We start from the raw sequence: 11,929 nt of genomic DNA, 5'->3' as shown, positions 1-11,929 counted from the left end.
TGCCATTGTGTTTGTTGATGTAGCCTTTTGACAAAAAGATAAGCGAATAGGGGTATAATTGTCGCAGACTTTGAGTAGGTCCAATCAATATATCCTTAGCTTTTTACGGCTTCAGTTAACAGATAGTAACTTCACTTGTAATGATTTTACCGCTTTGGTGGTTCATATGTTCAACCCCGCTTTCACAATTCTCTGGATTCTCCCATTTGATTATATATTTATTCCCTTTCTGTTCAATTGAAACGATAGTTACACTCCCAATTGTTCTTGTGTTTTTTTCAATAACGATGGACTTGGCTTGTTGTTCGGAAATTTTAGGTTCTGGTGCTGCTGAACAGCTACTTAAGAAGAGTAGTAATAGAAATAGCAGTAGACGAGATGTTTTTTTCATCAAGTTCATTCCCCTTTTTATGAGTAGACGGAATGATGAGATGGAAGTTTCATAGGAGTTGGGAAATACTGAAAATCTTTACTAAAAGGAAATGGCACCCGTAAGTACGGCAATAATCGTCATCACAATCGTGGTCCCAAACGCCCACTTAAATAGGAACTTCTGATGCTCACCAAAGTCTACACCAGATAGCCCGATGAGAATAAAGGTCGCAGGAACTAAAGGAGACAGAGGGAAGCCTGTTGTTGAATGACCGAGTAATGCTGCTCTACCTATTTCCACTGGGTCGATGCCAAAGTTGGCTGCTGTTTCACTTATAATTGGTAAAATGCCAAAGTAATAAGCATCAGGTGGGAAAACAAATACTAACGGTAAACTCGTTATCGCAACGAGGACAGGGAGGTAAGGGCCAAGGCCTTCAGGTATGACAGAAACAATGGAAACAGCCATCGCGTCCATCATTTGCGTTCCATTTAGGACACCTAAGAATATCCCTGCAGCAAAGATTAATGTACTGATTAATACAAAGTTATTTGCATGACTTAAAATTTGCTCTTGTTGCGCTTTTGGATCCCGGAAGTTGACAAAAAGTGCGATAGAAAAAGCAATGGCAAATAAAATTTGTAATGGCAATACGTCCATAATAAGCATGATCATTAATGCGATTGTCAAAAGTAAATTAAACCAGAATAATGTGGGGGACGTTTTTTTCTGTTCTATTGTACTCGATTGTTCTGTGAAACTCTCAGTGTATATTTGAATGACACCGATTCTTTCTCTTTCCTTTTTACCTAGAATATAAGCAGAGAAAAATGTCCAGACTAGTCCGGCGATCATCGCTGGGATGAGAGGGATAAATAAATCACTCATTTCCACATTTAAACTAGCAGCGGCTCTAACTAAAGGACCTCCCCAAGGTATCATATTCATTACCCCTGCAGCTAAGGCAACAACACATGACAAAATAAGGCGGTTCATGCCTAACTTCTTATAAAGAGGTAGCATCGCTGATATGGTAATCATGAAAGTTGATGAACCATCCCCGTCTAAACCAACAATCATTGTAATAAGAGCTGTAGCTATCACTATTTTTAATGGATCCCCTTTGACATACTTTAAAATACGTGAAATCATTGGGTCAAATAGCCCTACATCAATCATTAATCCAAAATATAGGATCGCAAAAACAATCATTATCGCTGTAGGGGTTACTTGGATAATCCCATCCATCATCAGTTGGCCCATTTCGTTGCTGAATCCTCCGATAATGGCAAAAGCAACTGCAACAAAGACAAAAGCAACAACAGGTGAAAGTTTTTTAGTCAGAACTAGAAGAAGAAAAGATATCATCATGCAGAAGCCTAATAGAGATAGCACGTTTACATTCACTCCTTTTTTATTTATAAGTTGATGTGTTTTACTTCTATATAATCCCTTTTTCTCTTAATTTTGCGATTTGTTCTTTTGTGAGCGATAATTCTGACATTAAAACATCTTCTGTATGCGACCCTAAGTTTGGACCGGCCCACTTAATCTCACCAGGTGTTTTACTCATTTTCGGTACGATTCCTGGCATTTTCAAAGTTCCGATTCCATCAATAGGTACTTCTTGTATCATATTTCTGTTTTGATAATGTGGATCATTTACAATATCTTCAATTGAATAAATCGACCCAGCTGGTACACCAGCCTCATCTAAGAGCTCTTTGACTACAAGTAGTGGGTGCTGACTCGTCCAAGCTTCAATCAGCTGATCTAAATACTTTGCATGTTTAGAGCGACCGATATTATTTTCAAAGCGAGAATCTTTTGAAAGCTCTTCTCTGCCAATGGTTTTCATTAACCTTTTGAAAATCGTATCCCCATTCGCACCAATGACGATATATTTGCCATCCGAACAAAGGTATGTATTGGAAGGAGTAATACCTGGTAGTGTGCTACCCATACGCTCTCTGATTACCCCATTTCTCCCGTATTCAGGTAGGATGCTTTCCATTAAACTAAACACTGATTCATAAAGGGCTACATCAATGACTTGTCCTTCTTTTGAATGAGTTACGTCACGGTGATAAACCGCCATTAGTGCACCAATTACTGCATATAGAGCAGATAGGGAATCACCTATACTTATGCCTACCCTCACTGGAGGGAGGTCGGGATAGCCCGTTATAAAGCGAAGTCCACCCATTGCTTCTCCAATTGATCCAAACCCAGGTTTATCTTTGTAGGGTCCATCTTGTCCATAACCAGACACTCGTACCATAACCAATCGTGGATTAATTTTTTTTAATTCCTCATATCCAATACCCCATTTCTCTAGGGTACCTGGACGAAAGTTCTCAATTAGAATATCAATTTCTTTTACTAATGCGCGGAGAACTTTTTGACCTTCCTCTTTTTTTAAATCCAGTGTAATTGATTTCTTATTCCTAGATTGCACATACCACCAAAGGCTAGTCTCATCTTCTATTACTCTCCAAGTTCTAAGAGGGTCTCCTTTTGTAGGAGGTTCAATTTTAATGACATCTGCACCGAATTCAGCTAATAATTTCGATGCGAAGGGTCCAGCGATTAACTGTCCCAGTTCAAGAACTTTTAAACCAGATAACGCTTTATTGGACATTTTTTTCACCTCTATGATTAATAAATAAATTTACTTATAGATTGCTTGTAAAGAGAGTAAATCTTGTTCAATATGATTGTACATTTCATTGGCTGCTTTTAAGCTATCTCGTTCTTTAAGTGCGGCTAGAATTTGAGCGTGTTCCTCGATACAACTCTCGTCTCGTATGCCGATTTTAATCCCACTATTTCTGAAATAGGTTACTTTATCACGAATGGTATTAGTTAATGAAACTAAATGATCATTTCCAGATGAGCTTAAGATGATTTCATGAAACTGTATACTAAGTCTTACGACATCCTCTTTCGCCTGAGATAACCATGCTTGTTTCGTTTGATCAATAATGCTTTCTAAAAGTTATAAGTCGGAATTTTCAATATTTTTAGCAGATAATTTTGCTGCGAACGACTCCAATTGCTGTCTAATTTGATAAATTTGTATCATATCCGTAAGGGAAGGGCTAAATACTTTAAGGGTGTTTCCGTTTTGTACAACTAATTCTTCTTGGATGAGCATTTTTAATGCTTCACGTACTGGCCCTCGGCTAACGTTAAATTCTTCAGCGATTTTTACTTCTATTAATCTTTCCCCTCCAGGATAATATCCGTCTAATAATCTCTTTTTTAAATGCTGATACACTTGTACAGTTAATGTTTCTCTCATAATGGAAATCAAGTAAACCACTCCTTTCAACAAAAAAATGTAAGCGTATTCAATATGTACTTATCATAAGAATATAAATGTATACTGTCAACAGTAAATTTTCAGTATATTTAATATTTTCTAACTAAAGCATTCTTCCTACTTTTTATTGATAATGTGAATGAAAAACAAAATGAATTGTAATTACTAAAAAGGGAGAGAAGTGTATCCTTCGCGTATTTCGTTGAAAGAAGTGAATAAAATGGAATCATTTGGATTATTAGGAATTATTCTCGTTATTGCCTTAGGGGTCTTTTCTCAGTGGTTATCATGGAAAATTCAATGGCCTTCAATTGTGATTATGTCGATTGCTGGATTAGTAATCGGTCCAGCGCTCGGACTATTGAACCCAGAACAAGATCTAGGAAGTCTTTATAGCCCTATTATTTCTTTAGCTGTAGCTGTCATATTATTTGAAGGTAGTACAACGCTTGATATTCGTGAAGTTCGTAGTATTTCCAAATCTGTTTTTCGGGTAGTTACTGTTGGGGCTTTTCTTGCTTGGATACTTGGATCTTTGGCAGCTCACTATATCGCAGGCTTGAGTTTAGAGGTGGCTTTTATCATCGGTGGATTATTTATCGTTACAGGGCCAACTGTTATAATCCCTTTATTAAGGCAGTCCAAACTTAAACCACGAGTGAGTGCTTTATTAAAATGGGAAGGTATTATTGTCGACCCAGCAGGACCACTTCTAGCCTTATTTGCTTATGAGGTTATTAAAGTATTAGTAAGTGATACATTAGGCATGATGGAACTCGGAAAATTCTTGTTAGCTTCATTATTAGCGATAGTGATCGGTTACATATTTGCAAAGGTTTTGAGCTGGATGGCTAACAAAGGGTTGTTTCCAGAATACTTGAAATCCCCTATTACTTTATCTCTTGTGTTCATTTGTTTTGGCATAAGTGAAGTGATTATGCATGAAACAGGCATGCTTGCTGTGACAGTGATGGGACTTGTGCTAGCTAGAGAGAAGAAAAGAGTATCTGCCCTTGGGAATATTAGTCACTTCATTGAAAATGTCTCTGTAATCTTAACATCTACAATATTTATTCTATTAACAGCTTCTTTAACAAGAGAGACGATTGCAGAAGTGTTTAGTATCCAAATTATTGGCTTTGTAATCGTGATGTTATTTGTTGTTCGTCCACTATCGATTTGGATATCAACAATAGGGTCAGAGCTAACCAACCGAGAGAAAACTTTAATTGGATGGATTGCCCCAAGAGGAATTGTGGCATTAACGGTCTCTGGTTATTTCGCAACTATATTAATGGATGATGGTTATCGAGAAGCAGGATTACTTACAACATTAACTTTTGCTCTCGTTTTTATTACGGTTTGTGCTCATGGTTTTACGTTAGCACCGCTGGCAAAAAAATTAAAATTAGCATCTGAATCAGAGCCAGGTGTACTGATTGTTGGAGCAAGTAGTTTTTCAATTGCTTTAGCATACAAGTTAAAAGAGTTGGGTAATCCTGTACTGATTAGTGACACATCAAGTGGCAAGTTAAAGCTTATCCGAAAAAAGGGGATTGAAACTTACTCGGGACAAATTCTAGATGAGCATAGTCAATTCGAAATCGACTTAACTCCTTACGAATTCATCCTGGTATTGTCTGATGACCCTAATTATAATGCCCTGGTTACACAGTCATTTCTTCCGGAGTTTGGCTATAATAAAACGTTTACCATTGCGACTGAGCGGATGGATGAGGAAAAGGATGGAGGGTTTCCCACAACTGTGAAAGCTCATATGCTTTTTGACGAAGAGCATGTGTTCACAGAGTTAAATAAGAAGATAAATACAACTTATTCGATAGAAAGTAAGCAAGCTAACGACAATTATGAAAAAATAGAGGAAGCACAAGTGGGCGGTTATCCTTTATGTGTTCGTAAAAAGGATGGATCGATTGCTTTTAAGACCTTAAAGGATTCACCTTCTGTTGATAAAGAAGACATTATCATTTATTTGGAGGAAGTAAAATAAGCATAAGATTGCATGATGAAACCATGCAGTCTTGTTTCATTTTCTATTGTTTTAATCACTTATTGAAGGACTTACATAGAATATTTAATAAAACTGAATGAAGAGGTGAGGAAAATGTTAGTTAACAGGAAAAAACACATGTCACATCACTATGGGCAACAGAAATTAGGTTCCCTTTGTCATTTAAATGAAAACAGACAAAAGCATGGAGATAACAAAGAAATAGAGAAAGGTCCTCTAACAAATAGTAAGAGTGTATGAGCCAGGATGTATGTGTAAGTTACATTATGTTAGGTAGATGATATACTAGGAGTAACTGACATAAAGAGGATATGTAGAAAGAGGAAAAACTTCCTCTTGGTCTTTCCTCCTTCCTTAATAAGGGCGAGGAGAGGGTGGCGGATGACTAATACCAATGCGTCGTTCCACTCTTTCTAATCTTCTTTCTAAACGATCGAATTGTTGCTCTAAGCGTTGTACTTGATTTTCTAAACGCTCTATTCTACGGTTGGTGTTGCTCGGCGGGAAGCCTGGAATAGGGAAAAACGTTGGTTGTTGACGATAGTAATACATGTTTCTTGCACTCCTTTATCGATAAACTATGATGTTAGTCTATGTTGATAAGAGCAATATGTGCGTAGGAACGATGATATAAAAGGAGTAAGTAAGATGAGAATAGATAAAATGTTAGCAAACTTAGGTTATGGAAGTAGAAAAGAAGTAAAGCAATTATTAAAGCAAGGAGCAGTAAAGGTAAATGGGGCGCAGATTAAAGATGCTAAACAACATATTGATCCAAAACAGGACGAAGTGGGTATTCATGGGGAGATAATTGAGTATAAAGAATACATATATTTAATGATGAATAAGCCTAACGGGGTAATTTCTGCCACAGAAGATACGATGCATCAAACTGTCATTGATCTATTAGAGCTGGAAGATATCGTTTATTCTCCATTTCCTGTAGGTAGACTGGATAAGGATACAGAGGGACTATTACTAATAACGAATGATGGGAAGCTTAGTCATCAGTTATTGTCACCAAAAAAACATGTGCCAAAAACATATTATGCCATTATTAATGATAGAGTAACAGAGGCTGATATTCATTCCTTTGCTAAAGGTGTGAAGCTTGATGATGGTTATGAAACGAAGCCAGCAAAACTAGAAATATTAAAAAGTGAGACAAACTCTGAAATTTATTTAACGATTACAGAAGGGAAGTTTCATCAAGTCAAACGCATGTTTGAGGCAGTAAATAAAAAGGTGATTTATTTAAAAAGGCTTACAATGGGTCCGCTTCAACTTGATGATTCTCTTGCGTTAGGAGAATATCGAGAATTAACGGATGAAGAATTAGAAGAATTATTATCTTATGATCCAAGTAATGAAATGTAAGTACTAAAATATACTTTGTAACAAAAAAAGAAGCCTGAATAAGAGCTTCTTTTTTTCGCTTGTCATTTTCTTATGATGACATCTTCACTTTCTTTTGTGTAATAGTCCATTTTCCTCGGCTTGGACTTTTCACCAAGTCATTATAAGCTAAAACATTTAAATCTCGCTGTATCGTACGAGGAGTGATACCGAATTCCTCTACAAGCTCCTGAGTTGTTACAGTTCCGTTTTTCCGAATAAACATATAAACGGATTTGATACGGTTTAACATCCGGTTAGTCGAAGGTTTCAAAAAACCACTCCCTATCCAATTTATAAACCCATGGCAAGTGCCTGCAACCGACAGTTTCAGTTAAGAAACATGTCCTTTCAGTTATATGTAGTCTTCTTTTTCCCGAGACAACTCCTTTTTTGGTTTAACAGAAGAAATAATCAAGATGTCATACTAATTATTAATATTGTAAACCTATTTTCAGATAATTTCTAGTCACTTGCATGATTTTACATTATTTTTCTCTTTTTCCTCCTAAATATACAAAAGCATCCTCCATTCTTTTTAACATCATATATATGGCTAAAGGAGCCTGTTTTATGTTCTAAATATTCAAAAAAATAAAAGAAAAAACTTTTTTATTGGTTTAAAGAATGAAATGTTAGGGAAGTTATTATAGATTGAAATTATCTAGTTGGAGGAAACTCATGATTACATTTGCTGGTGTGTCTAAGGCTTTTGGAGAAAAAGAAGTCGTCACTTCTTTGGATTTCTCCATAGAAAAAGGCGAACTATTTGTATTAATAGGTCCAAGCGGCTGTGGTAAAACAACAACACTAAAGATGATTAACCGCTTAGAAGAAACAAGTGGTGGATCAATTACAATAAATGAAAGGAATATTAGTGATTATGCTCTTCATGATTTACGTTATGACATCGGCTATGTGTTGCAACAGATAGCTCTCTTTCCGCATATGACAGTAGAAGAGAATATAGCCATTGTACCAGAATTAAAAAAATGGAAAAAAAGCAAAATTCATCAACGTGTGACAGAATTATTAGACTTAGTGGGACTGGATGCAGGTACGTATCGGAACCGAAAGCCAGCTGAGCTATCTGGTGGTCAGCAACAAAGAGTAGGTGTCGCCCGTGCTTTAGCTGCCAATCCTGAAGTGATATTAATGGACGAACCATTTAGTGCGCTTGATCCGATTACGAGAGTGAAGCTACAAGATGATTTATTGTTAATGAAGAGAAATATAAATAAAACAATTGTCTTTGTGACACATGATATGAAAGAAGCGCTAAAGCTAGGTGATCGCATTGCTATTATGAATGAAGGAAAAATGGTCCAAATTGGTACACCAGAAGAGCTGAGGTATCAACCTGAAAGTCAATTTGTTGAAGAGTTCATCACTTCAACTGACCAAACAGTTGATCGATTTGCCATTAATCATGTGATGATTCCTTTTGATACGAGCGATGTATCAATCACTGAAACAGTAACGTCAAACATAAGTAAAGAGCAAGTGCTAGATCAACTGGTCACACATGAAAAAATAGCAGTGGAAGAAAATGGTGTTATCGTTGGGATGATTACAAGGGAGAGTGTCATTCAGTTTTTAGCCACTCAAGCGAAAGATGTGGGTGGAGAGTATGAATGAACTTATTAACGTTTTATCAGAGAGACAAGACCAATTGCTCAGTGCATTAATTGAGCATATGCAAATTTCGTTTATTAGTTTATTATTTGCCGTGATTATTGCAATCCCATTAGGGGTTATCTTAACGAGGAATGAAAAGGTAGCAGAACCCATTCTTGGCATTGCGGCAGTTATTCAAACAATCCCTTCTTTAGCCTTACTTGGCTTATTAATTCCCTTATTAGGTATTGGTAAGATCCCAGCTATTATTGCTTTAGTTGCCTATGCTCTTTTACCAATCTTACGAAATACATATACAGGAATTAAAGAAGTTGATCCAGCCTTAAAAGAGGCGGCCAGTGCGATGGGAATGAAATCTGCACAACGGTTGATGAAAGTCGAACTCCCTCTAGCGATACCTGTCATTATGGCTGGAATCCGTACAGGTATGGTTCTAATTATAGGAACGGCAACTCTAGCAGCACTTATAGGTGCAGGAGGCCTAGGAGATATTATTTTACTAGGGATTGACCGCAATGATTCTACACTAATTGTGATTGGCGCTATTCCAGCGGCCCTTTTAGCTATTTTATTTGATTTTATTTTAAGAAGGTTCCAGAAATTATCATTTAAGAAAGCGATGGTCGGTGTCAGTATTGGAGCTATAATTGCCTTGTTTGTAACGGTGTCTCCTTATATCTTTCAACAAGAGAAAGACTTGAAGATTGCCGGAAAACTTGGATCAGAACCTGAGATTCTTATCAATATGTATAAATTATTGATTGAAGAAGAAACAGACTTAACGGTTGAGCTCCAGCCAGGACTGGGTAAGACTTCTTTTGTATTTAAAGCTTTAACTTCCGGTAGTATTGATATTTATCCTGAATTCACTGGTACAGTGATTGCTGAGTTTTTAAAGGAAGAAGCAGTAAGCACAGACCAAACAGCCGTCTATGAACAAGCGAAAGAAGGAATTCAAGAGGAATTCGATTTAGTTCTATTAGAACCAATGGAATATAATAATACCTATGCATTAGCTGTGCTTAATGAATTTGCCGAAGAACATGAACTTCATACAATATCCGACTTAAAAGCAATTGAAAGCATGATGAAACCAGGATTTACACTCGAATTCTCTGATCGAGAAGATGGTTACATCGGTATTCAGGAGTTGTATGGCTTAAGTTTTTCTGAAGTGGTGACAATGGAGCCTAAATTAAGGTATACCGCTTTGGAAAATGGTGAAATCAATCTTGTTGATGCCTACTCAACTGATTCTGAGTTAGAAGAGTATGGACTAACTGTTCTAGAAGATGATCAATCACTATTTCCTCCTTATCAAGGTGCACCGTTATTGAGACAAGAAACAATTGAGAAATATCCGGAAATTGTTGATCCTCTCAACCAGTTGGCAGGGAAGATAACAGACGATGAGATGCGAAAAATGAACTATGCAGTGAATGTTGATGGGAAAAGTGCCAAAGAAGTAGCAGAAGAATATTTAAAAGAGAAAGGTCTTATCCAGTAGCGAACAAGAAAGATAAGAAAGTCCGAACAATGTGATGTATTGTTCGGACTTTTAACGTTTATTAAAGAAATAATCAATAATGAATATAAGAACACCGTACTTATCGTTATATTTTTAAGGGTAGTGTTATAATAACCATGAAAGCACTTACTTTATTAATCCTTTTAAAAGAGAAGGATGTTGATTACATATAGCAGGAGGTTTTTACATTGGGTGATATTAATTGGCAAGAAGAAGTTATGAAAAGAAAGGACGACTTAATTAAAGATACACAAAAGTTATTGCAAATTAAAAGTGTGCTAGATGAGGAAAATGCCACATCTGATGCACCGCTCGGTAAAGAGGTAAAAGAAGCGTTAACCTATCTATTGAATTTAGGTGAATCCGATGGATTTATAGCAAAAAATGTTGAGAATCTTGCTGGTCACCTAGAGTTTGGACAAGGTGAAGAGTTACTCGGTATTCTTTGTCATGTCGATGTTGTTCCTGAGGGAGATGGCTGGTCCAGTGATCCTTATGGTGCCGAAATAAGAGATGGTAAAATCTTTGCTCGTGGAGCGATTGATGATAAAGGACCAACAATGGCTGCGTATTATGCAATGAAAATTGTCAAAGAGTTAGGCCTGGATATGAACAAGCGAGTAAGGATGATTATTGGTACGGATGAAGAGAGTGATTGGCGTTGTGTGGATCGATACTTTGAAGTAGAAGAAATGCCAACTTTAGGTTTTGCCCCAGATGCGGATTTTCCTATTATTTATGCAGAAAAGGGCATTGCTGACTTTGACCTTGTGCAAAAAGAAATTATTCGCGGTGTCGCTTCCTCACAAGTAAAAGTGCTCTCACTCCAGTCAGGTAAAAGATACAATATGGTTCCTGACTTTGCTAAAGCATCACTTATGGTTCAATATGAGCCAACTGAAGTTGTACAAATGTATGTTGACTTTTTAAAGGAAAAAGAACTTCAAGGTAAATATTATATGGACAATGGTGAACTTATTCTTGAGCTTGAAGGTGTATCTGCACATGGGATGGAGCCGAATTTGGGTAAAAACGCCGGACTATTATTAGCAGATTTTCTCTCAAGTTTAAAGCTAGATCAACAAGCAGACCAATTTATCGGTTTCATAGCGAAGCATTTTGCTAATGATTCTAGAGGTAATCAGTTAGGTATTGCCTTCTCGGACGATATCACGGGAGACTTGACAATCAATGTAGGTAAAATCTATTACAAACAACAAACTGGAGGTAGATTGGGTTTAAATATGAGATATCCAGTTACTACTGATATTGAATCTACATTGAAGAAAATTGAACAAAAAGCTCAAACATTGGGGATGCTATTTGAAAACCTAGATGATTCAAGACCACATCACGTAGATGGTGACTCTTTCCTCATTCAAACATTAAAAAAAGTGTATACAGAACAGACTGGGGAAGAAGCTGAATTACTTTCGATAGGTGGAGGAACCTATGCGCGTTCATTAAAAGCTGGAGTAGCTTTTGGTGCGTTATTCCCTGGGAGAGAAGATGTAGCCCATCAGAAAGATGAATATATGTATATTGAAGATTTATTGAAAGCAACAGCCATCTATGCAGAAGCAATATACGAATTAACAAAATAATCTATTGATAAATGCTGTTTTCCTTGATAAGATA

12 protein-coding genes are annotated in these 11,929 nt (G+C 36.7%); 5 read left to right on the top strand and 7 right to left on the bottom strand.

Annotation, left to right across the window (positions count from 1 at the left end):
* Window positions 1-115: 115 nt before the first annotated feature.
* The 5 genes from MKX83_RS18375 to MKX83_RS18360 form a co-directional block, all read right to left on the bottom strand.
* Window positions 116-391, bottom strand: a complete 276-nt coding sequence (locus tag MKX83_RS18375) for a hypothetical protein (protein ID WP_095372186.1) — start codon at window positions 389-391, stop codon at window positions 116-118.
* An 81-nt stretch (window positions 392-472) separates the two neighbouring features.
* The gene (locus MKX83_RS18370; protein WP_341056948.1) at window positions 473-1,768 is read right to left on the bottom strand and encodes a CitMHS family transporter; all 1,296 of its coding nucleotides are present in this window, start codon (window positions 1,766-1,768) and stop codon (window positions 473-475) included.
* A gap of 46 nt (window positions 1,769-1,814) precedes the next feature.
* Window positions 1,815-3,014 carry a CaiB/BaiF CoA transferase family protein gene (locus MKX83_RS18365; RefSeq protein WP_341056946.1) on the bottom strand — a complete coding sequence of 400 codons (1,200 nt, stop codon included), beginning with the start codon at window positions 3,012-3,014 and terminating at the stop codon, window positions 1,815-1,817.
* A 30-nt stretch (window positions 3,015-3,044) separates the two neighbouring features.
* A complete protein-coding gene (locus MKX83_RS24680; protein ID WP_445293188.1) occupies window positions 3,045-3,356 on the bottom strand; it encodes an FCD domain-containing protein in 312 nt (103 codons plus the stop codon).
* 15 nt (window positions 3,357-3,371) lie between these two features.
* A complete protein-coding gene (locus MKX83_RS18360) occupies window positions 3,372-3,689 on the bottom strand; it encodes a GntR family transcriptional regulator (protein ID WP_341056945.1) in 318 nt (105 codons plus the stop codon).
* Window positions 3,690-3,918: 229 nt separating this feature from the next.
* On the opposite strand from MKX83_RS18360, the gene MKX83_RS18355 reads away from it, so the two are divergent.
* Window positions 3,919-5,709, top strand: a complete 1,791-nt coding sequence (locus MKX83_RS18355) for a cation:proton antiporter (protein ID WP_341056942.1) — start codon at window positions 3,919-3,921, stop codon at window positions 5,707-5,709.
* 375 nt (window positions 5,710-6,084) lie between these two features.
* Here the strand turns inward: MKX83_RS18355 and MKX83_RS18350 are convergent, their stop codons facing one another.
* Window positions 6,085-6,282 (bottom strand): hypothetical protein, encoded by a 198-nt coding sequence (locus MKX83_RS18350; RefSeq protein WP_095372191.1) that lies wholly within the window; start codon window positions 6,280-6,282, stop codon window positions 6,085-6,087.
* 96 nt (window positions 6,283-6,378) lie between these two features.
* Between MKX83_RS18350 and MKX83_RS18345 the strand changes: the two genes are divergently transcribed.
* Window positions 6,379-7,107, top strand: coding sequence for a pseudouridine synthase (locus MKX83_RS18345; protein WP_095372192.1), 729 nt, complete (start codon window positions 6,379-6,381; stop codon window positions 7,105-7,107).
* Between the two features lie 70 nt (window positions 7,108-7,177).
* On the opposite strand, the gene MKX83_RS18340 is transcribed toward MKX83_RS18345, so the two are convergent.
* Entirely contained in the window at window positions 7,178-7,399 is a 222-nt protein-coding gene (locus MKX83_RS18340) for a DeoR family transcriptional regulator (RefSeq protein ID WP_095372193.1), read from the bottom strand.
* 407 nt (window positions 7,400-7,806) lie between these two features.
* Between MKX83_RS18340 and MKX83_RS18335 the strand changes: the two genes are divergently transcribed.
* The 3 genes from MKX83_RS18335 to pepV all read left to right on the top strand — a co-directional run bounded on the left by MKX83_RS18335 (window position 7,807) and on the right by pepV (window position 11,895).
* Entirely contained in the window at window positions 7,807-8,763 is a 957-nt protein-coding gene (locus MKX83_RS18335) for an ABC transporter ATP-binding protein (protein ID WP_095372194.1), read from the top strand.
* Window positions 8,756-10,270: an osmoprotectant update ABC transporter permease/substrate-binding subunit OpuFB gene (gene opuFB, locus MKX83_RS18330; RefSeq protein ID WP_341056939.1), complete on the top strand. Its 1,515-nt coding sequence runs from the start codon at window positions 8,756-8,758 to the stop codon at window positions 10,268-10,270. Before MKX83_RS18335 ends, opuFB begins: the two co-directional genes overlap by 8 nt.
* A 209-nt stretch (window positions 10,271-10,479) precedes the next feature.
* Window positions 10,480-11,895 carry a dipeptidase PepV gene (pepV, locus tag MKX83_RS18325; RefSeq protein WP_095372196.1) on the top strand — a complete coding sequence of 472 codons (1,416 nt, stop codon included), beginning with the start codon at window positions 10,480-10,482 and terminating at the stop codon, window positions 11,893-11,895.
* Window positions 11,896-11,929 lie beyond the last annotated feature (34 nt).

Origin of the sequence: Cytobacillus sp. FSL M8-0252 (assembly GCF_038007345.1) — a bacterium.
Lineage (GTDB): Bacteria > Bacillota > Bacilli > Bacillales > Cytobacillaceae > Cytobacillus > Cytobacillus kochii.
Note: the sequence above shows the minus strand (reverse complement) of the source record. Positions and strands in the feature narration are given on the sequence as shown.

Coding starts and splice junctions, on each gene's coding strand:
- MKX83_RS18375 (WP_095372186.1), bottom strand. CDS start 391: ATGAAAAAAACATCTCGTCTACTGCTATTTCTATTACTACTCTTCTTA.
- MKX83_RS18365 (WP_341056946.1), bottom strand. CDS start 3,014: ATGTCCAATAAAGCGTTATCTGGTTTAAAAGTTCTTGAACTGGGACAG.
- MKX83_RS18355 (WP_341056942.1), top strand. CDS start 3,919: ATGGAATCATTTGGATTATTAGGAATTATTCTCGTTATTGCCTTAGGG.
- MKX83_RS18350 (WP_095372191.1), bottom strand. CDS start 6,282: ATGTATTACTATCGTCAACAACCAACGTTTTTCCCTATTCCAGGCTTC.
- MKX83_RS18345 (WP_095372192.1), top strand. CDS start 6,379: ATGAGAATAGATAAAATGTTAGCAAACTTAGGTTATGGAAGTAGAAAA.
- MKX83_RS18335 (WP_095372194.1), top strand. CDS start 7,807: ATGATTACATTTGCTGGTGTGTCTAAGGCTTTTGGAGAAAAAGAAGTC.
- opuFB (WP_341056939.1), top strand. CDS start 8,756: ATGAATGAACTTATTAACGTTTTATCAGAGAGACAAGACCAATTGCTC.